We start from the raw sequence: 20370 nt of genomic DNA, 5'->3' as shown, positions 1-20370 counted from the left end.
CAATGTTATTTTCCAGAATAGGTAAAACAATGTTATTCAATACTATATAAAATAATAAAATAATGATAGATATATCTCAAAAAGAAGTTTGGTTTGTAGTAGGCAGCCAAGAATTGTACGGCGAAGAAACGCTAAGAAAAGTAGCCGAGCATTCGCAACATATTGCAAAAGGATTACACGCTTCGTCACATATACCAGTGAAAATTGTATATAAAGATGTTGTGAAATCTACAGCACAAATTACAAATGTATGTTTAGAGGCCAATTCGAACAAAAACTGTATTGGTATTATTGCTTGGATGCATACTTTTTCGCCAGCTAAAATGTGGATTGGCGGTTTAAATATTCTTAAAAAACCACTGTGCCATTTGCATACACAATTCAACGCTGAAATTCCATGGGCTTCTATGGATATGGATTTTATGAATTTAAATCAATCGGCTCACGGAGACAGAGAGTTTGGCTTTATCATGTCCAGAATGCGTAAAAAACGTAAAGTGGTTGTTGGACATTGGGAAGACGAACGCGTTCAAAAAAAATTAGGCATTTGGTCCAGAGTCGTTTTAGGTTGGGATGAGTTCCAAAACTTAAAAGTGGCAAGATTTGGAGACAACATGCGAGAAGTTGCAGTAACTGAAGGAGATAAAGTCGAAGCCCAAATCCGTTTTGGTTTTTCGGTAAATGGTTTCGACTCTTCAGATATTACTAAACACATTGACAAAGTTTCTGATGCTGATACGAATGCATTAGTTGCAGTATATGAAGCGTCTTATACTTTAGCTCCGGCCCTTCAAAAAGGAGGAGAAAAAAGAGATTCATTGCTTGAAGCAGCCCGAATTGAATTAGGATTAAGAGCATTTCTTGTAGAAGGAGGTTTTGGTGCTTTCACCGATACTTTCGAAAATCTGGGTTCATTAAAACAACTTCCGGGAATTGCTGTGCAACGTCTTATGGCAGATGGATACGGTTTTGGTGGAGAAGGCGACTGGAAAACTGCCGCTTTACTCCGTGCGATGAAAGTAATGAATGTAGGTCTTGAAGGAGGAGCTTCTTTCATGGAAGATTATACGTATCATTTCACGCCTCAAAAATCGTATGTTTTAGGGTCTCACATGCTAGAAATTTGTTCTTCTATAGCTGATGCAAAACCTTCTTGTGAAGTTCACCCATTAGGTATTGGAGGAAAAGAAGATCCGGTTCGTTTAGTCTTTAATGTTGCTGCAGGAAATGCTATCAATGCTTCCTTGATTGATATGGGGAACCGTTTCCGATTGATTGTAAACGAAGTGGAAGCGGTAGCGCCAATGGCCGATTTGCCTAAACTTCCTGTTGCTCGTGTATTGTGGGATTGTAAACCAAATCTTGACATTGCTGCAACTACATGGATTTTAGCAGGTGGAGCACACCATACGGTTTACAGCCAAGTTTTGACAACTGAATATATGGAAGATTTTGCCGATATTGCAGGAATAGAATTGCTTGTTATCGATGAGAAAACAACCGTTAGGGACTTTAAGGATAAAATTAATGCTAACGAAGCGTATTATCATTTGTTTCAGCACGGTCTATAATTTAAGTCTAATGTCATAAAGTCTTAATGTCCTAATGTATAGGATTGAAGTTTTAGTTAATTTTTAAACTTTCGACTTTAAGACTTTTAAAAAACTAAAAAAACGAATCATTATGAATGTATTAAAACGTTGCATTTACGGAATTTCCATAATAAGTTTGGCCAGTATGAATATTCAATGCAAAAGCGATAAAAAAGTGGAAGAAACTGTTACAGAAGCAAAAGCTACTGATGCGGTAACTATCGAAAAATCAGTTTATGGAACGACTCCAAAAGGTGAAAAAATTGACAGTTACAAACTGAAAAACCAAAAAGGAATGGAAGTGGATATTATCACTTACGGTGGAATTATCTCTTCTTTGAAAGTACCTAACAAAGCCGGAAAATCAGAAGAAGTAGTGCTTGGTTTTAATTCATTGGAACAATACATGAAACCAAATCCATATTTTGGAGCCCTTATCGGAAGATACGGAAACCGAATTGCAAAGGGAAAATTTACTTTGGACGGAAAAGAATATGCTTTGGCCATCAACAACGATCCTAATGCTTTGCACGGAGGACCAGAAGGTTTTCACAGAGTGGTTTGGACTGCCGAAGAAGCAAAATCCGGAGACAATGCTTCGCTAAAATTGAAGTATGTGAGTAAAGACATGGAAGAAGGATATCCTGGAAACCTAACTGTTTTTGTAACCTACACGTTGAACAATGACAACTCATTGGACGTGGTTTATGAAGCGACTACGGATAAGAAAACGGTGGTAAACTTAACACAACATTCTTATTTCAACTTGTCTTCTGATTTTTCTAAACCAATTTTAGATCATGAAATCACAATCGATGCAGATAAATTAGTTCCGGTTGCAGCAACACTTATTCCAACAGGAAAATTGACCGATGTAACCAATACACCTTTTGATTTCAGAAAAGCGAAAAAAGTGGGTGCACAAATCGAAGGGAAAGACGAACAATTGAAAAACGGATTGGGTTACGACCATTGCTGGGTGCTGAACAATCAAGACAAAGGAGAGCGCTTTGCGGCCTCGGCTTATGATGCAGGAAGCGGAAGATTATTGGAAGTATACACCGACCAACCGGGAATACAGTTCTATTCCGGTAACTTCTTAGACGGTACTTTACCCATGAGAAATGGCGGAACGTATGCTCGCAGAACTGGTTTTTGTCTAGAAACACAACACTATCCAGATTCTCCAAATCAAAAAGATTTTCCAACTACGGTCTTGAATCCAGGTGAGAATTACAAAACAAAAACAAGCTTTAAATTCTCTGTTAAATAACAATACACTAACTAATTATAGATTAGTTTCTATTCCCATAAATAAGTTGAATGGTTTGGTTTAAATATGGAACTAGTTAGTAACCCCGAAAGTAAAACTTTCGGGGTTTTTTATGCTTGTTTATTTCGTTTTTGGTATTATTTGTCATTTCGACGAAGGAGAAATCACATTAGTTGCTCTCGTTATGTGATTTCTCCTTCGTCGAAATGACAAAACAGCTAATTTTTATTCATAAAATGTAGCTTGGTATTAGTAACGGATAGTCATATATAATGAAATTTCAGAATCAAATTTTGGATTTTTAGATGTACAACTAGCTATATGTATTTTTGACAATTATATTAGTTTCTCAAATAATTTTCTCAAAATTCATTACCACAAAACTATCCACTCTGGGTTTTCAAAAACTACATAGATTAATGTATATTTAGCAATAATATCCTATTTTTACCCCACTTAATAAAACTAGCGAATTAAAATGCCAACATTAAACTGGATTGGAAAAGAAAAAGTAATCAACCATCATCAAGATGTACCTTATAAAATACTAGAACCACAATACGGTTTTGCTGATGGTGTAGAACAGTCCGAACCCAACAATAGTGGTAATAAAATCATTCACGGAGACAACCTCGAAGCGTTAAAAAGCTTATTGCCAGAATATGAAGGCAAAATAAAGTGTATCTACATTGACCCACCCTACAACACCGGAAATGAGAGTTGGGTGTATAATGACAACGTAAACCACCCAAAAATCAAGAAATGGTTGGGTGAGGTAGTAGGCAAAGACGGTGAAGATTTGACCCGCCATGATAAATGGTTGTGTATGATGTATCCAAGATTAAAACTTTTGCACAAACTCTTGGCAAAGGATGGTGCTATTTTTATAAGTATTGATGATAACGAACAGGCACATTTGAAATTGCTTTGTGATGAGATTTTTGGCGCGAATAATTTTCTGGCTAATGTTATTTGGCAACATACAATTCAAGCTAAAAATGATGTAAAAACTGTTTCTTTACAACATAATTACACATTAATTTATAAAAAAGCAACATTTGAAATAGGTAAAATAGATAGAACTGAAGAACATAATGTTGCATATTCTAATCCAGATGATGATCCTAAAGGTTTATGGCGTACAGGTGATTTCAGAAGCCCAAATCTTCGTTTGAATTTAAAGTATGATATTAAAACCCCTTCTGGTAATTTAATTTCTCCTCCCGAAAAGGGTTGGAGATGGGATAAAAATTCAGTTTTAGAAAAAATCAAAACTGGTGAAATTATTTTTAATAAAGAAGAAACAAAAATTACTCGGAAAATATACTTGGAAAATCAAACTGGAAGAGTTCCTGAAAGTATTTGGTTTGGTAATGATGTTGAAACAACGAGAGATGCTAATCGTTTATTAAAAACTTTATTTCAATCGGAAATCCCATTTAATACCCCAAAACCAACAAAATTAATTGAAAGAATTATTCAGCTTTCTGCAAATGAAAATGATATAATCCTTGACAGTTTCGCAGGTTCCGGAACAACAGCACACGCCGTGTTAAACTTAAACAAGCAAGACGGCGGTAACAGAAAGTTCATCTTGATAGAAATGGAAGACTATGCCAATACCATTACTGCCGAAAGAGTAAAACGAGTAATCAAGGGGTATGGCGAAGACAAAAAAGCAGTAGAAGGTACAGGCGGTGGTTTCAATTATTACCAACTAGGAGAACCTTTGTTTCTCGAAGAGGATATTTTGAATGAAGCTGTGGGTATCGAAAATATCCTGAAATACATTTGGTATTCTGAAACAAGAACAGCATTTGCAAATCATACTAGTGGGAGTTCTGGCTCCCTCCCCTTTGGAGAGGGTTGGGGTGAGGAAGCAAACTATAGAATAGGTTCAAAAGATCAAACGGATTATTATTTTTATTATTTGATTGATGGACAAACTACGGTAGATTATGATTTTATGGCCAAGATAAAGCACAAAGCCAGTCAATACATTATTTATGCTGATAACTGTTTACTCGAAAAGGATTTTATGATGAAACATCATATTATTTTCAAGAAAATACCGAGAGATATAACAAGATTTTAGACTACAGTATTTGAATTATGGAAGAAGGATTAAGCAAATTTATATTATATACGGCACCGAGCGGAGCAGTTAGAGTAGATGTTTTTTTAGAGGGTGAGACGGTTTGGCTCACTCAAAAGTCTATGGGACTGCTTTTTGACACAACGCCACAAAATGTAACAATCCATTTAAAAAATATATATGAATCGGGCGAAATAGACCAAGGGGCAACTTGTAAAGAAATTTTACAAGTTCAAAAAGAAGGTGAAAGAGAGGTGGCAAGAACTCAAAAATATTACAACCTTGATGCAATAATTTCGGTTGGTTATAGAGTAAATTCTACCAAAGCCACACAGTTTAGGATTTGGGCTACAAATACCTTAAAAGAATATATCATAAAAGGATTTGTACTTGATGATGAAAGACTTAAACAAGGGCAAACACTTTTTGGGAAAGACTATTTCAAAGAGTTATTGCAAAGAGTTCGTTCCATCCGTGCCAGTGAAAGAAGAATATACCAACAAGTAACTGATATATTTGCGGAGTGTTCGATTGATTATGATAAGAATGCCGAAATAACAAAAGGCTTTTATGCTATGGTTCAAAATAAATTCCATTTTGCGATAACAGGCAAAACAGCAGCTGAAATTATATCTAAAACAGCAGACAGCAAAAAGGAAAATATGGGATTAACCTCATGGAAAAATGCACCTTCTGGACGAATACTAAAATCAGATGTTATTGTTGCTAAGAATTATTTGCAAGAAAAAGAAATCAAGCAATTAGAGCGTACAGTAACTGGTTATTTTGACTACATTGAGGGATTGATAGAGAGAGAAAACACTTTTACAATGCAAGGGTTAGCTACTAGTGTTAACAAATTCCTTACTTTCAACGATTATAAAGTTTTAGAAGGAAAAGGTAAAATGAAAAAAATAACCGCTGATAAAAAAGCGATAAAAGAATATGAAACATTTAATAAAACCCAAAAAATAATTTCTGACTTCGACAAAGTGGTTAAAGGCTTGAAAAAAGGGAATAAATAAAAAATAAAGCACAAGACAAATGGAGTTAAAATCCTATCAACAACAAGTAATTAACGATTTAGATATTTTTTTAGAATACCTTCAAAAATATCCTACTCCTGCCCTTGCTTTTAAAAATTATTGGGAAAATAAAGTAGGTGCTTACGAATTAAAATTAGACGGCACTTATAGTGGAATGACCCCATACAAAGACAATATCCTAAAAACTCCGCATGTAGCAATAAAAGTCCCTACCGCTGGGGGAAAAACATTTATTGCCTGTAATGCCATAAATTCTATTTTCAGCACCTATGATAGCAGTCGCCCAAAAGCGGTTGTTTGGTTAGTTCCCTGGAGTAATTTATTACAACAAACAGCTAATAATCTATCTGACCCAACACATCCTTATCGTCAAAAATTGAATACTTTGTTCAACCATAGTGTTGAAGTATATGAAAAGGAATCACTGTTGCAAGGAGCTAATTTCAACCCTACTTCAGTATCGGAGCAGTTGAATATTTTTGTATTCAATTTCAGTAGTTTACGAATTAATTCCAAGAAAAAAGACGACCGCAAAATATACCAACAAAACGGAGCATTAGAAGCTTTTAGAGATACAGTTGTAGAACAAAATTTAGTTTTACCAGACACAGACGAAAGTGCTTTAATAAACATAATCCGGAGCTTAAACCCATTGGTTATTGTCGATGAAAGTCACAATGCCGAAAGTGATTTGAGTGTAGAAATGTTGCAAAACCTAAATCCATCCTTTGTGTTGGATTTAACAGCTACGCCAAAAAAGAACAGTAACATTGTGAGTTATGTGAATGCAATTGAGCTAAAAAAAGAGCACATGGTAAAACTTCCTGTTATTGTTTACAACCATAGCCGTAAAGAAGAAGTAATCAATAGTGCTTTACATTTACAACGACAGTTAGAACAATTAGCCATTCAGGAAAGTTTAGAGGGAGGTAAGAAAATAAGACCTATTATTTTATTTCAAGCGCAATCGAATATAAAAGGGAGCGACAATACCACTTATCAAAGGATTAAGGAAAAACTAATTGAGTTAAAAATTCCCGAAGAACAAATTAAAATCAAAGTTAGTGGTTTAGATGAATTGAAAGGAATTGATTTAATGGATGAAAATTGTCCTGTTCGATATATCATAACTATTAATGCTTTAAAAGAAGGTTGGGATTGTCCATTTGCCTATATTCTAGCATCATTAGCCGATAAATCATCGGCAGTTGAAGTAGAGCAAATTTTAGGTAGAGTTTTAAGACAGCCTTATGTATTAAAACATAAAGAACCTTTATTGAATTTGTCATTTGTATTAACGGCTTCCGCTAAATTCAATGAAACATTAGACAATATTGTAAAAGGATTACAAGATGCAGGGTTTAGTAATAAAGACTATTATGCTGAAGAAATTATCAGTGAAGAAATTTCAATTCCAATAACAGACAAAGAAGCTTTAAACCAGGAATTGTTTGGAAGTTCAGACGATGTTCAAACTAACAATCAATTTGATGATAGTGATATTACAAACATCAATGTTAATGCAATACCATTTGATCCAGCAGAGAAAGATTTCACACCTATTGCAAACACAACCATTACTCAAATTACACAAAAAGCAATTGAGGAAGGAAAAGCTTTTGAAACAAGATTAACCCAAGATACTGGAGACAGTAGTGAATATCTTTTAAGAGAGATGGGAAAAGAACCAAAACGATACAAAATTGTAGAACACTTTCATCAAGTCGCTGAAAATATTGCATTACCTCAATTCTATAAAAAATTAGAAGAAAACATATTAAATCAAGAATTAGTTTTTGAAGAATTAAGTCAAGGAGAAGTTTTCTTAAACAGAGACCAGTTGTTAAGCACCTTCAAACTTTCCACTAAAAACACTGAAATAGATTTTAATAGTGTTAGTGCAGATGTAGTAAAAGTAGATTATGATGAAAAGCGAAAAGATGCCGTAATTTCTAAATTTAGCGTTCAAGCCAAAAAACTACTTGTTGATACCATCGTTGCCAAACCAAAAGAGAAGCAAGTCAAAGATATTACCAGTATCATGGTAAACAAAATTGGCAACATGACTCCAATAGCGGAGCAAGAAATCAAAAAATACATTGAACGCATCTTTAGTGATTTTTCAACCGAAGAAATTATTGATGCCGTAAATAATGAATACAATTACATTTATAAAATAAAAGCTAAAATTCTAGAATTAGCTAATCAACATGCTAAAGAAGAGTTCAAAAAACTATTAGACACTAATAAAATTATTGTTAAGCCAAGTTTTAAATTTAAGGATTCTTTAGTTCACAGTAAAGAGGGAGCAATGATTAATAAATCTCTTTATGAACGTGAAGGCATTATGAATAATTTTGAACAAAGTCTAATAATGGATGTAGCATCATTAGACAATGTTTTATTTTGGCACAGAAACTCTGAGAGTAAGGATAAAGGATTTTATCTCAACGGTTTCAGTAACAACCATTATCCTGATTTTATACTTTACACCCAAAAAGGAAACATCATACTGGTTGAAACTAAAGGAGATTTTCTTGATAATGATGATAGTAAGGCAAAAAACATTTTAGGTAAAAAATGGGCTGAAAAATCAGGAGACAACTATAAATACTTTATGGTATATGAAAGTAAAAATGTAGAAGCTTGCTATACCGCTAAGAATTTTTTAGATATAATTAGGGCTTTATAAGCTTTTGTTAATACAATACATATTACGCTAAAAATTTTAAATCAATATATTGCGCTGTTATAATAAAACACAAAAAATAAACTTTGATTTTGAATAATTATAAAACCACACATTATTAAACATTAATTTATGGTTTGTTACATCATTTTTCATTAATATTAGTATTTTTGTAAAAATAACCTTCAAGCAAAAAGGCATTATACATCTAAAAATAAATGAATTACAAAGATTTTTTTTCAAATCTAGGATTTAACTTCAAATCTGATTTGGAGAATAGAATAATGGAATTTGAACAAAAAGAAAATTTATCTAAAAAACTGAAAAATTCTGTTCTTTTTTATAAAAGTCCTAACAATACAAATACTTCATTTTATCTCATTACAACTGAATTAAATTCTACTGAAATTGAAGACATTAGAAAATATATTTGGAATAAAAATGATGCAGATTTAATTTTTTATTACCCAGGTCAGGATGCTAAATTAGTAATGTTTTATGCTAAATATTCTCCTAAAATAAGTAATGAAGAAAGCAAATTAGATACTTTTTCAACCTCTGAAAAGGATTTAGAAAAAATTGAGCAAATAAAACTTTGGAAATTTGATAGTGGAGTATTTTGGTTAAATTACTCTAAATTCATTACTAAAGCTAAATATAAAGGAATTGATAAAGAGTTAGTTAATACTTTAAATGCTTTAAGAGATCAACTTAACGTTATACTGTCAAAATTAATTCTAGATAAAACAGAATGTAATAAGACTGTTCAAGCGTTAATAGACAGAACTTTATATATTAAGTATTTAGAAGATAAACACATCATAAACTCTCGTTTCTACGATTATTATTTTAAAGATGCTTCACTTAATTATCAAAAAATATTAGAGAATCATTCTGACGCAGATGTAAATAAATTATTTAAAATTATTCATGAAATCTTCAATAATAATCTATTTGAGCAACCTACAATTGATGATAAGTATTTAACTAATGAAATTCGCAGCTTAATAGCCACTTCATTTAAAGCAAACACTAATTCAGGACAATTAAGATTATTTGATTTTCAATTTGATGTCTTGCCTGTTGAATTTATAAGTTACATTTATGAAGTTTTCTTATCTGAAAAACAAAAAGAAAACGGCATTTATTATACTCCAAAAAAATTAGCTCAATTAATTGTAGATGAAGTAATAAATGAAGACAGAATAGGTTCGATTTTAGATCCTTCAAGTGGGTCAGGAATGTTTCTTATTGTTGCTTATCAAAGACTTTTAGAAATTGCAAGAAAGCTAAATCAAGAACCCTCCGATAGTATTAGTAAAATTAAATTTAGAACAAAACTTTTAACTGAAAATATTTTTGGTATAGAAAAAGAATTAACAGCCCAACGCTTTACTATTTTTTCACTCTCCCTACAAATATTTGAAGGAATTAATCCAGTAGATATTAAAGAATTTATAGCTAATGAATTAAGCAAAAAAGGTAAGGTAGATTTATTTTCAGATTTTTCTTTTTTTGAAAATATAAAACATGCCAACAGTCTTAGTGCATTAGAAAAAGCTTTTGATAACAAACATTTTTCATATTTGGTAGGAAACCCTCCATTTTTTGAAATCCCTAATACAGATGAATATAAGGATGAAATTTCATTTTTAAATTCTTATGAAGTTAATTTAAATAATAAAGAAAAAAAACTAATAGCAAAAAATATTGTTGGTAGGTATCAAATATCTCAATGTTTCTTTCTTAAAATAAAAGATTGGAGTAATGAAAACACTAGGTTTGGCTTTGTGTCTAATAGTTCTAATTTTTATAATGATAAATCTGAAAAATTTCAGGAATATTTTTACTCTAATTATGGGATTGAAAAAATCTATGAGCTTTCAAGAGTTAAAAAAATCTTGTTTGAAAAAGCAAATGAGAGCGTTGTAGCAATAATTTTTACTAATAACATAAAAAATGTTACTATTGAGTATTACCCCGTAGATTTAGGCTTGTTTTCTGAAAAACCATTTGAATTATTGATAATTCAAGAAGACAAATCGGTCCAAATTTCACAAGAAGATATTTTGAAGAATAAAATCAGATTGAGGGACTATTTAGTTGGTAATGAATTTGATAGACAATTAATATCAAAAATTACTGATAATTCTTTCAAAATAAACCATTTGGCTTTGAAGGATAACAAAGGGAAAGTTGAAGTCCACAGCGGTTTTAAAATTTGGGCTGAAGATGCTAGAAAAAAAGAATATGGGATAGAAAAGAAAATATGGTCAAAAATTTCAAAACAAGAACGCGAGAGACTTCGTTTTAGTTTTTATTCAAAATATTTCAGTAAGACACAATCACAAGAACATACTCTGCCTTATATAGAATATAAAGAATTAAGTAAATTTAAAATTAAAGGTATTACCTCCTTTATTAGTAACATAACTAATTTTGATAGACCTCGTCACAATATTTATGGAGGGGAGAAAATTCTATTATCAAGGTTTGGCGGTATTACGGCTGTTTTTTCAAATAATTATTTATTTTTTAATACCGATATATTAACTCTTAGGTTAAAGAATAATGATTTAATACATCTAACTATCGCTCTTCTTAACTCACATTTGGCCTCCTATTTTTTACAAATGTATTTAAAAAAAAGAGTAGATGGAAAGTTTTCAAAAATTGGAGTTTCAGACATTAAACAGGTTCCTATCCCAAAAGATTTAGACCATAATTTAGCAACTCAAATATCTCAAATTAGTAAAGACTTATCAGAAGGTAAATTTGAATTCTCAGAAAAAGAAATTGAATTAAACGAACTCATATATGAATTATATGAATTGACCTTTTGGGAGAAGCAAAGAGTAAAAGATTATTTTTTATCAAAAGAGAAAATAGGCAGAAAGAGAAATAAATTAGAAATCTATAAAGATACTTTAAAAGATGTGTTAAGGTTTTATCTCAAAAACTCCATTAAGATTGAAGAAACTCCAACAGATTTTAATTTAATCGTAGTGAAAATATCTTTAAATAGTAATTCAGATACCCCGAAAGCGGACGCAACAAAAAAGTTTATTTTAAATGAAGTTTTTGAAAATAATCCAAATGGTAATTTTTTAGCAAGCCAAGAAAAAATCTTTGGTGAAGATTGTGTATATATAATTAAAGAAGATATAAATACAAATTGGTCAGAAACAAAGGCTTTTGAGGACGGACAAGATATTTTAAAACATATTATACCTAGTGAGGATGGAGAGAGAATACATTAAAATATCAATACCATCCCCATTTTCAAATTACACATCTGTTTTAAAAGAATTAGATGATGAATTTTGGAAAAACTGGATATTTTATCATTTACTAACTTTTTATCAAAATTATGATAGCAAAGAGTTGAAGGAAAAAATTGAAACTGAAAGAAAAAAATCACACCCAAGAGTAGAAAGAGAAATAGCAAAATATATAAGACTTAAACTAAACGCCAATAGAGAATTTGGATATAACTTTAAAGCATTCGGCGAAAACACAAATGATGAAGATGTAGAAGGCAATTATGACATTACAATCCACAGTACTAATTGGAGAAGTAAAGATTTTTATTTTGAATGCAAAAATTTAGATAACAGCCAAGATTTAGTAAATAAATATGTTTGTTATCATAAAGGTCACTCTATTTATGACGGTGGTATCTTGAGATATTTCAACGGAAAATATGCTCAAGAATTAAATTTTGGTGGGATGATTGGATTTATTCTAGAAGGAGACACCTTAAACATAAAAAATAAAATAGCCAAAAAACTAACTGAAAACTTAATAACTACTCCGCAAGGCGATTTATTAAAAATTTTAGATAACTCTATTAACCAAAATAATTTTAGTTTTGACAGCTTCCATAAAAGGCTTGATAATGAATTTATTATTCATCATCTATTATTCAACTTTTCTCAATCAAGTAAAATAGTGTAAAATATTTAAAACACTTTAAAATATTAAAGGTCAGAAAAAGCTGATCACCCTTTTGGCCACCCTTTAAAAGCAAAAACCTCGTAATCAAACGATTAAGAGGTTTTTAAGTACCCGTAACAGTTGAGTTGTCGAATCTTTTCATTGAAGATTTGAAGAAATTGTCTCACGCTTATAAATTGTTGACGAAGGACAAAACCCCTTAAATACTATGGTCGTTCTGACCAATTAAAAAAACATTTACCCAAACTATTTACAAATTACTACAATCAATTATGATTGTGAATAAATATTTTATGTCCGAGGGAACTTTTCCAACTTTCCGACATATTTATTATAAAATAACATATCACAAAGGGAATTTAAGCAGTTCACTAATAGATATGATGCGTTTAATCAAGAACAAAATGCAACAAAATGAATACTTAACAGTAAAAGAAATTAGCATCAAATATGAAATGGGTGCTAGAAATGTTAGAAAAATAATTAGCAAACTAACAGAGACTTGTAGCGAAGCTACACTTTACAAAAATAAAAATGGAGAATGGCAAGTACATCATTTGCTAGTTCCAAAGTTTAAACCTCAACGAACTAGAAAGAATAAATACTATGCACTAAGCATTGACCCATGTACTGATTATTCAGTAGCTGACATTGATATAGTGATGAGGTTTGCCTATCAGCAAATGGGGAATGATATACTAGAGATTAATTATGTAGTGGAGCAAAAGAAAAGCAATAATCGTAATCACTTACATTGTTTCGTTAAATGCTCAAACAAGAAAAAACTACTCGATTGCTTTAAACTTGGATTTAGTAGAATTAGTTATCACGAAAGTGTGATTTATGACCTAAATGGTTGGAAGGACTACATAATGAAAGACGGTAGTCAGATAATAACATTAAAAAATTAAATTAAACATGATAGAAATAAACGATTTTAGATACAATCCTATCCTTCGTAGGATGTTAGTAAATTACTGTATTAGAACTTATGAAGAGGATGCAATTTTAGATGATTGGCATTTAATACAGGAATACAATCTTTTGAAAAAAAATAACGAACTCCTTTTTCTTTTTGATGAGGAGTATTTAATAAATTATCTAAAAGATGGAAACGATAACAACTGATGATAAAATTAGATTGAAACAAATGCAAATACAGGTAGAGAATGAACCTCAGCGAAAACAAGAGTTACAAAAACAGTTACAGAAATTGCAATTGGAAAAAGAGATTGAGGGAATACGCAAAAGGATAGAGCAATTAGGGTAGCAATACCCACCCCTCCCTGCATAATTCGAAATGTTTTAGGTCTCGTTACCTATAACTCCTTTTCAGCACCCACTTACTGAAATACTAGGTATTGGAATAGGCAAAAGAAATATTTTCTCAGATTTTTTCGGTACTTATTGTTCTTTTTGGTAAGGAACTGCTCCGTTATTTATTCTATCGTCTATTTGTATAAACAGTGTTTTAGAACTAAAAAATGAGCATTCCATCGAAGGGATGCGTGAAGTGTTTTACAAAATAAGAATCCTCACATTATTGTGAGGATTCTTGTTTTTATAGCTATCTAGGCTACTAATTTTTTTATTTTTTGAACCGTACCACTAGATTTTCCTGTTAGTTTCATGGTATTGCGAACTGACTGACCTTGCTTTAAAAACTTTACAATATCCGAATGCTCAGCAATAAGTTGTTTGGGTTCTTTCTCAGAACCTACCTTGCGACCAAGTACGCCACCATCACGAATAAACTTATCACGACCAGAGTTTAGACGTTCTTTAATCATGGACAATTCTAAACTTGCGAAAGTTGATGCAATACTAAGCATTGTTTGAACCATACCGTTAATTTCTCCCGATGGTAGAAGTGTATGAAGCTTGAAATTATCAATAATAATATTGATTTTGTTTTCATTGCATTTTTCCAAGAAAAGAGCGAATGATGAGATTTTACGTGAAATACGTGAAATTTCGATGGCGATTATATGTTGTACACCATTTTTAATAGCATAATCCAAAATCTCAGCATTTACCTCATCATTTTTAGTTCCTGATTTGTAATAAGTAAACTCTTTGACGATTTGATACTGATTTCCATAATTAGAAATAAGTTCCTGAGACTGACGGGTTACATCTTGACGGTTTTCGTTAGTTGAACATCTGCTGATAATGATTGCTTTTTCCATATTCCAAAAGTCCAGGTATTTCGGGACATGACAAAATAAATCAAAGATTATTTTCGATACATTTAATTGTATCATTGCAATTCAATTATAGATATATTTTGATACAGTTGAGGTTTTGATACGTTCAAATTATAATAAGGAACAGTTAAGTACTTTTAACAATGAATAACTTATTTAAGAAACATCTCTAATATTAAGTAAACATTAGATTCTTTGTATGATACATTATATTTTTTCGCATTTGTTACAATATGACTTCTTATAAATGTTCCGAAAATTTCATGTCCATTCTTTAAAAAAGTTCCATCAGGTGTGCGAAAGCCATTGGGTGTGCTTAAGCCTACAATATTAAAATCCTCATTTCAAGGCAATCTCAACCAGTCCCATGCTTTAGGACTTGGATATCTTACCCAACTTGTTGAATTGTTACTTTTCATTTCATGCTGAGTACTCCATTCTGGAACTTCGGTAGCAAAAAGTAATTTATCTTCATATTCTAAGTTTATCAATATCGCATCAATAGTCATTCGAATCTGTATTAATTATTGTTTGGCAAATTTGTGTTAAAATTAATACTAAATCATTTGAAATTCAATAGATAGATTAATACTTTATCTAAAAAAATTAAGAACAGACTATTATAAAAGGAATTATTTTGAATTAGGAATGCCTATTCCTTGAAAGAATTCTTCTAAACTAATGTCTAGCAACCTACAAATTTTTATTAACGTTTTTAGTTCAAAGTTAGCTCCGCTTTCTAATCGCCAATAGGCGGAACGGCTCATGCCTAACTCGAATGCGATATGTTCGTAGTTTGAGTATCCTTTAGCTTTTCTCAAAAACTTTAGCCGTTCCGCAATAGCTTTTAGCTCTTCAAAATTGGTTATTTGGCTTGAATTTTCCATAAACCAAATCTCAATATTTTGTCTTTTTTGTGGTACTCTATAATATAGTGTACTACATTATAGATTTTTTTATATTTTTGTCAGGATTTTAAACTAATTAAAAAAATTAAAATGAAACAAGCCTTGAAAATTATAGGAATTATGTCGTTTGCCATATTTCTTTTTGTAGCAATTGTATTAACAAAATTCAAAAACAGTATTGATGATGATTTTAATAAAGACCATCCAAAAACACAAAACATTGAAGAATTAAAAGCATGGGCGCAAAAAGAAATCGTTCAAGATTATTGCGAAAGATATGCGAAGGTCAAAAACATCAATAATGAAACTAATCAACAACGAGAACTAAGTCGTGTTGAGAATAGTAGATTTGAATATGTACCGCAAAAAATTCGCAATGTAATTGAAGAAAACGACTTACCTGATAGTTATGCTGATGAATTATATCATTACGTTGATGATGAAATAAATAAATGTCAGTAAAATTTAAAATAGACGATTCTATTTTTAAATGATGTTTTTTACAAAAAAACAAATAATTTAACACTAAATTAAATCAAATTTTATGAAAAAAAATCTATTAATTGCATCGGTAGTTTTATTAACCATGTCAATGTTTATAGGGTGTTCAAATGATTCAAATGATTCAAATGACGATGCCAACAATTCCTCAAAATCGTCATTAAGCTTTACACTAAATAATGCACAATACGAGCATGATTCCGCAATTTCTGAAATGTATTGGGAAAAAAGTACTACTACAACTACGAGTGTCAATGAGTTTAAAATAGTCACATCCCCAAAAATAAAAGGAGTTCCTTGTGATTTTTTAGAAATACTTGTTTTGAGAATTAGAACGACTGATAATGTATTAGTTGCAAATAAAACTTACGATTTATACACAGATAACATAGCTGCATATTTACCGCTAAATGACCCAGCTCTCTGCTATAAAGAAGTAAATTTATGGAGCAAAAGTGGAACATCAGGTAAAGTAAAAATAACAAGTTTTGACGGAACGATTTTAAAAGGAGAATTTAGCATAAGTAATTTAACCAATGACAATGGATTACCATTAGGTTACTGTAATGGTACTAAAATAGTAGAGAAAATATTCAATATTACGAATGGTACATTTACTGCAATTCCATAATTTTTTTTAGTACTGATAATAAAGCCACAGGATTCTGTGGCTTTTATATTTACACACATGTCTAATTAAAGATTTTAGTTGCATTATTCGAAATAAATTCGTAACTTCGTAACAAGTTGCTTAAAAAGCCATAAACTGACTCTTAAATCAGCTCTTTTTAAACAATTTACTCAGAACCGCATGAGGACAGTTCAAACTGTTTAGACGATAACTTTCAATTCCCACTTTGTATTTCAAAAAGTGGTTTCAGCAAAACACAAAATTTTCAATAGGCATTTATGTCTATTTCGCTATTGGTCTCATTTCGCTCGAAATGGAGATTCTATACGTACAGTTTATCTAAATCAGTTTATGAGACTTATTTAGACATGGTCTTGCTGTGACCAAAAATAAAGAGAATTCCACCGTCAAAATAAAAAATTGGAAAATGACGACTGAGAAACGAAGTGTTAAGTATAACTGAATGCAAAAAAAAATTAAACAAAAAAGGAATAGAATATACTGATAATGAAATAGAAATTATCAGAAACACACTCTACAAATTAGCAGAGGTGTGCCGTAATCAAATTAACAATAAAAATACAGAAAAATAAAATGGAAAACATAAACGTAATAATTTACAGTCGTGTAAGCACTGACGAACAAGCACAAAAAGGATTTAGTCTTGACTACCAAGAACAAACATTGATGAGCCATTGCGAAAGAATGGGATACAATCTAGTTAAGTCATATAGAGAAGACCACTCAGCTAAAAACTTCAAGAGACCCGAATGGACAAACTTGAAAACATACGCAAAAGCTAACAAGAAAGCAATTCATAAAGTATTATTTGTCAAGTGGGATAGATTCTCACGTAACACAGAACAAGCTTTAACAGTCTTGCGAGAGTTCGATTCAATGGGAATTGAATTGAATGCTACGGAGCAGTATTTAGATATGTCCAATTCAGACAACAAAATGGTACTTTCAATTTATCTAACAGCTGGAGAGGTCGAAAGAGATAAAATTTCAAGCCGAACGATTAGCGGAACATACCAAGCAAAGAAAGAGGGTTATTTTACAGGAAAAGCACCGTATGGATATGACAACTTTCGAGATGAATCCAAAAAATCAACATTGAAACCAAACCAATTTTCTTTTTTCGTTAAAAAAGCATTTGTTGAGGTTGCAATGAATATTGAATCAGTTGAAACGATTCGCAAGAAACTCAAACAAGAAGGAATGAAGCTTGAAAAAAGTGCTTTTAGCGAGTTGCTTAAAAACGTAGTATACATAGGTAAGATTAAAGTTCCTGAATTCAAAAAGGAATCCGCAATGGAGGTAAAAGGCAAACATGAAGCTTTGATAGACTTGGACACATTCAACAAAGTACAAGCTATCTTCAAAGGTAAAAGATGGCACGGAACAAAACCAGCACACAAAAACCTAGACTTTCCACTACGTGATTTTCTAACGTGCGAGGTTTGCGGTCACCAAATTACAGGTAGTCACTCAAAGGGCAGAAGCAAAAAATATCCTTATTACCATTGTAGAAATAAGTGTGAAACTAGAGTTTCAGTCGATGAAGCTCATAACAGAATAGGAAGCATTCTTTTCAACTTACAAATAAATGAAAATATTAAAGATTTGTTCTCAGATATTTTAAAGGATTCTGAATCTCAAATAAACGGAGATAGAACCATTCAACTTCAAAACAAAATTGAACTTCAAAAGGTTTTAAAATCCAAAATCGAAGATACAGAAGACTTACTTTTAAGCAAGGACATCAATAAAGAAAGATTCAATAGTATCATTGAACGTATCAACGGACAGCTTAATGACGTCAATAATGAAATCGAAATACTTAGCAAGAGAACGGATTCAATCAAAACATACGTTGATTCAGGACTAGAGTTACTCACAAACTTAGATATAATGTTTGCTAATGGCGATTATGATGGAAAAAGAATAGTAGCGGGTTCAATATTTACTCAAAAGCTGATTTTCGGAAATGATGATTGTCGAACCGCTAAAGTGAATGAGGTCATCGAGGTTTTGACTAGGAATAGCAAGGGTTCGGAAGGTTATAAAAAAAGAAAAGCCGTCATTTCTGACAGCTTTTCCGCTTACGTACCCGGAGCCGGAGTCGAACCGGCACGGTTTCCCACAGGTGTTTGAGACCAGCGCGTCTACCAATTCCGCCATCCGGGCTTAGCTAGACATGAAATAACAACAGTCATTTCAACGCAATAAAAGATGTGATTGTGTTTAAATCAACCATCAATTCCTTTAACACGGTGCAAATGTAAAAAATAATATTAAATGTTCTACTAAAAATACTTAATTTTTTCCTTTCAGAGTTGAATAAATTTTATAAATTTGCACCTCGGTAAAACGAAACACACTAACTAACTACACCCGAGGCAAATACAAACATAAGGCTTTAACAGAATGACAAAGCCGAACTGTATGGAGCGCAGCGGAATAAAAACAACAAATTAATGTCACACCTAGAACCAGAAGCTAAAATTTTTGCTTGTTCACAAAGTGTCTATCTTGCAGAAAAAATAGCAGAGCAATACGGAATCCCATTAGGGAAAGTCACCATGTCAAAATACAGCGACGGTGAATTTCAGCCTTCATATGAAGAGTCTATCAGAGGATTACGCGTTTTTATTGTTTGTTCGACTTTTCCAAATGCAGATAATTTGATGGAATTGTTATTAATGATTGACGCTGCAAAACGTGCTTCGGCAAGACATATAACTGCAGTAATTCCTTATTTTGGATGGGCAAGACAAGACAGAAAAGACAAGCCTAGAGTTCCGATAGGAGCAAAATTGACAGCGAAATTATTAGAAAGCGCTGGGGCAACACGAGTAATGACAATGGACTTGCATGCCGATCAAATTCAAGGATTCTTTGAAAAACCGGTGGATCATCTTTTTGCTTCAACTATCTTTTTACCTTATGTAGAAAGTTTAGGTTTAGACAATTTGACTATTGCATCACCTGATATGGGAGGTTCTAAAAGAGCTTACGCCTATTCTAAATTTTTAAATTCAGATGTGGTTATCTGCTACAAACAGAGAAAAGCTGCTAATGTGATTGACACCATGGAATTAATTGGTGAGGTTAAAGGTAGAAATGTAATCTTAGTAGATGACATGATTGATACCGGAGGCACTTTGGCGAAAGCCGCCGATTTAATGATAGAAAAAGGAGCTTTGAGCGTAAGAGCAATTTGTACCCACGCTATTTTATCTGGCGAGGCTTACGAAAAAATTGAAAACTCAAAATTGAGCGAATTAATAGTTACCGATTCTATTCCGTTGAAGAAAGAATCAAACAAAATAAGAGTGTTGAGTTGTGCGCCTCTTTTTGCTGAAGTTATGCACATGGTGCACCACAACAATTCCATTAGTGGAAAGTTTATAATGTAAGACACAAGTCTTAAAGTTATAAAGTCATGCCGATAGCCAAAAGCTGGAA

The 20370-nt window shown here is 31.9% G+C and carries 16 protein-coding genes and 1 tRNA gene; 12 read left to right on the top strand and 5 right to left on the bottom strand.

Translation table 11 applies throughout. From position 1 onward, the window contains the following. The first annotated feature begins 62 nt into the window (after positions 1-62). The 9 genes from araA (at position 63) to QLS31_RS11455 (ending at position 13922) form a co-directional block, all read left to right on the top strand. Positions 63-1571, top strand: coding sequence for an L-arabinose isomerase (gene araA, locus QLS31_RS11495; RefSeq protein WP_282743982.1), 1509 nt, complete (start codon positions 63-65; stop codon positions 1569-1571). Between the two features lie 112 nt (positions 1572-1683). Further along, on the top strand, positions 1684-2865 hold the full coding sequence (locus QLS31_RS11490) for an aldose epimerase family protein (RefSeq protein ID WP_282743981.1): 1182 nt from the start codon (positions 1684-1686) through the stop codon (positions 2863-2865). A 478-nt stretch (positions 2866-3343) separates the two neighbouring features. After that, entirely contained in the window at positions 3344-4960 is a 1617-nt protein-coding gene (locus QLS31_RS11485; RefSeq protein ID WP_282743980.1) for a site-specific DNA-methyltransferase, read from the top strand. A gap of 17 nt (positions 4961-4977) precedes the next feature. Next, entirely contained in the window at positions 4978-5985 is a 1008-nt protein-coding gene (locus QLS31_RS11480; RefSeq protein ID WP_282743979.1) for a virulence RhuM family protein, read from the top strand. A 19-nt stretch (positions 5986-6004) separates the two neighbouring features. Beyond that, entirely contained in the window at positions 6005-8698 is a 2694-nt protein-coding gene (locus QLS31_RS11475; RefSeq protein WP_282743978.1) for a DEAD/DEAH box helicase family protein, read from the top strand. Positions 8699-8913: 215 nt separating this feature from the next. Continuing rightward, positions 8914-11955, top strand: coding sequence for an N-6 DNA methylase (locus QLS31_RS11470; protein ID WP_282743977.1), 3042 nt, complete (start codon positions 8914-8916; stop codon positions 11953-11955). Further along, complete coding sequence (locus QLS31_RS11465; protein WP_282743976.1) at positions 11936-12652, top strand: hypothetical protein; 717 nt, start codon at positions 11936-11938, stop codon at positions 12650-12652. The genes QLS31_RS11470 and QLS31_RS11465 overlap by 20 nt, the downstream gene beginning before the upstream one ends. 404 nt (positions 12653-13056) lie before the next feature. Continuing rightward, positions 13057-13563: a hypothetical protein gene (locus QLS31_RS11460; protein WP_282743975.1), complete on the top strand. Its 507-nt coding sequence runs from the start codon at positions 13057-13059 to the stop codon at positions 13561-13563. Positions 13564-13760: 197 nt separating this feature from the next. Continuing rightward, positions 13761-13922 (top strand): hypothetical protein, encoded by a 162-nt coding sequence (locus QLS31_RS11455; RefSeq protein WP_282743974.1) that lies wholly within the window; start codon positions 13761-13763, stop codon positions 13920-13922. Positions 13923-14223: 301 nt separating this feature from the next. On the opposite strand, the gene QLS31_RS11450 is transcribed toward QLS31_RS11455, so the two are convergent. The 3 genes from QLS31_RS11450 to QLS31_RS11440 form a co-directional block, all read right to left on the bottom strand. Beyond that, positions 14224-14841, bottom strand: a complete 618-nt coding sequence (locus tag QLS31_RS11450) for a recombinase family protein (RefSeq protein WP_282743972.1) — start codon at positions 14839-14841, stop codon at positions 14224-14226. Positions 14842-15203: 362 nt separating this feature from the next. After that, positions 15204-15368 carry a hypothetical protein gene (locus QLS31_RS11445; protein ID WP_282743971.1) on the bottom strand — a complete coding sequence of 55 codons (165 nt, stop codon included), beginning with the start codon at positions 15366-15368 and terminating at the stop codon, positions 15204-15206. 123 nt (positions 15369-15491) lie between these two features. Beyond that, positions 15492-15746 (bottom strand): helix-turn-helix transcriptional regulator, encoded by a 255-nt coding sequence (locus tag QLS31_RS11440; protein ID WP_282743970.1) that lies wholly within the window; start codon positions 15744-15746, stop codon positions 15492-15494. A gap of 111 nt (positions 15747-15857) precedes the next feature. Between QLS31_RS11440 and QLS31_RS11435 the strand changes: the two genes are divergently transcribed. Together QLS31_RS11435 and QLS31_RS11430 are read left to right on the top strand one after the other, a co-directional pair. Continuing rightward, the gene (locus QLS31_RS11435) at positions 15858-16229 is read left to right on the top strand and encodes a hypothetical protein (protein ID WP_282743969.1); all 372 of its coding nucleotides are present in this window, start codon (positions 15858-15860) and stop codon (positions 16227-16229) included. An 82-nt stretch (positions 16230-16311) separates the two neighbouring features. Further along, positions 16312-16899, top strand: a complete 588-nt coding sequence (locus QLS31_RS11430; protein ID WP_282743968.1) for a hypothetical protein — start codon at positions 16312-16314, stop codon at positions 16897-16899. A gap of 1052 nt (positions 16900-17951) precedes the next feature. Here QLS31_RS11430 and QLS31_RS11425 read toward each other — a convergent pair. Both QLS31_RS11425 and QLS31_RS11420 read right to left on the bottom strand, forming a co-directional pair. Then, a complete protein-coding gene (locus tag QLS31_RS11425) occupies positions 17952-18257 on the bottom strand; it encodes a hypothetical protein (RefSeq protein ID WP_282743967.1) in 306 nt (101 codons plus the stop codon). A 752-nt stretch (positions 18258-19009) separates the two neighbouring features. Beyond that, positions 19010-19089: transfer RNA gene (locus tag QLS31_RS11420), tRNA-Leu, on the bottom strand. A 290-nt stretch (positions 19090-19379) separates the two neighbouring features. On the opposite strand from QLS31_RS11420, the gene QLS31_RS11415 reads away from it, so the two are divergent. After that, positions 19380-20321, top strand: a complete 942-nt coding sequence (locus QLS31_RS11415; RefSeq protein ID WP_099713818.1) for a ribose-phosphate pyrophosphokinase — start codon at positions 19380-19382, stop codon at positions 20319-20321. Positions 20322-20370 lie beyond the last annotated feature (49 nt).

It is taken from the genome of Flavobacterium sp. XS2P24, from assembly GCF_030010285.1.
Classification (GTDB): domain Bacteria; phylum Bacteroidota; class Bacteroidia; order Flavobacteriales; family Flavobacteriaceae; genus Flavobacterium; species Flavobacterium algoritolerans.
This window is presented reverse-complemented; position numbering and strand designations above follow the sequence as displayed.